The organism is Acetobacter sicerae (assembly GCF_011516765.1).
Taxonomy (GTDB): Bacteria; Pseudomonadota; Alphaproteobacteria; order Acetobacterales; family Acetobacteraceae; genus Acetobacter; species Acetobacter sicerae.
This window is the reverse complement of record NZ_JAAABN010000072.1, coordinates 1-1,215: the sequence shown is the minus strand read 5'-3', so window position 1 is coordinate 1,215 and position 1,215 is coordinate 1. Positions and strand designations below refer to the sequence as shown.

Here is a 1,215-nt window from a genome sequence, read left to right as displayed (position 1 = left end):
ATGGCGCGGATGGATGCTTCAATCGCTGGCATCGGTCCTTTATCACGGGCATACGGGGCGGCATTTGCTGCCCTCCATTGCTCATCCGTCAGCGGCAACATCACGACCAACGCTGTTTTCTCAGTCATGTTTCAGAACTCCAATCCGCTGCATCAGGTCGCGTGGTGTCGCGTTTCCGCTCGTGGAGAAACGACACATCCAGTCCACGAGCGCGGTTTCCTGTGTCTCGGTTAGGGGCAGCCGAACCTCGTAGGTCTCGGCTGGTTCGGGTCGTGGCTCGAATGGGGTCTTGCGCTCAGTCATTCCCTTCTCCCGGCAGGACTGCGCGGACGTGGATAGTGCCAATCAAGCAGACTTTGTACTTTTCCGCCTCTTCCTTGGACAGATATATGGAGAGGCCGCCTCCAGCGTATCGATTGATCCAAAATTCCCGGGGGACAGACACTTCTCGAGCGTTCATGAGGTCGCGAACGGCTCTCTGGCTGTCGCCAAAGTAAGAGCCAACTGAGTCCCATGCCGTTGGCGTTTTATCTTCAGAAATAAAGCCAACAATCGGAAATTCCTTGCTCCCATCAGTTCGCGTGATCAAGCGGACGGCTTTCCCATCCCGCGTGCAAAACGGCCCCTCATGCTCTGGCGTGTAAGGGCCGATAATTTCCAGTTTGGTGCTCTGGGTCATGCGGGCAATACCTCCAGAGGCGCGCTCTGTTCCGGCTCAGCAAAATCCGCGCGACGATCAGCAATCATGTCGAAGACTGCCTGACATGTCTCAGCAGCGATCGGGCGTCCAGCGGCTTCGGCTTTCTGGATGGTCTCATCCCATTTGCTCCACTGCATGTCGCAGCAAGCGCCATCGCCGCACTGCTTGAGACGATTTGTCCATATAGCGAGATGGTCGACGGGCTTTTGCTGTTGAACCTGGTGAGACGCAGGCGTGATATCAATCGCAGGGCCAGCTTCGGAGCGGTCGTTATTGCTAGAGAACTCTTCTGGTGAGTAGACACCGAGCATCACCTCTGGCGTGTGGCGTCGCGCCCATACACGTGCGCCATGATAGGCCAGCATTTGATCAGGTGTTTTTGTCCACCACTCATTCGTAGTTCTGGCATCCTTCAGAAGCACTTCAACCGTTCTGTCTTTCGCTTCGCCTTTGATGCGGCCCATGACAAATACCTTTCGGGAATCTCCAACTCCCGAAAAATCGTAATCAAGACG

3 protein-coding genes are annotated in these 1,215 nt (G+C 55.5%); all 3 read right to left on the bottom strand.

Annotated features, from left to right (window positions below; genetic code table 11):
• Positions 1–120: 120 nt before the first annotated feature.
• Positions 121–303 (bottom strand): hypothetical protein, encoded by a 183-nt coding sequence (locus tag GVI59_RS18645; protein ID WP_173575531.1) that lies wholly within the window; start codon positions 301–303, stop codon positions 121–123.
• On the bottom strand, positions 296–679 hold the full coding sequence (locus tag GVI59_RS18640; RefSeq protein WP_173575530.1) for a hypothetical protein: 384 nt from the start codon (positions 677–679) through the stop codon (positions 296–298). The genes GVI59_RS18645 and GVI59_RS18640 overlap by 8 nt, the downstream gene beginning before the upstream one ends.
• A partial coding sequence (locus GVI59_RS18635; RefSeq protein WP_173575529.1) for a recombinase RecT occupies positions 676–1,215 on the bottom strand: 540 nt, incomplete at its 5' end. The genes GVI59_RS18635 and GVI59_RS18640, both read right to left, overlap by 4 nt.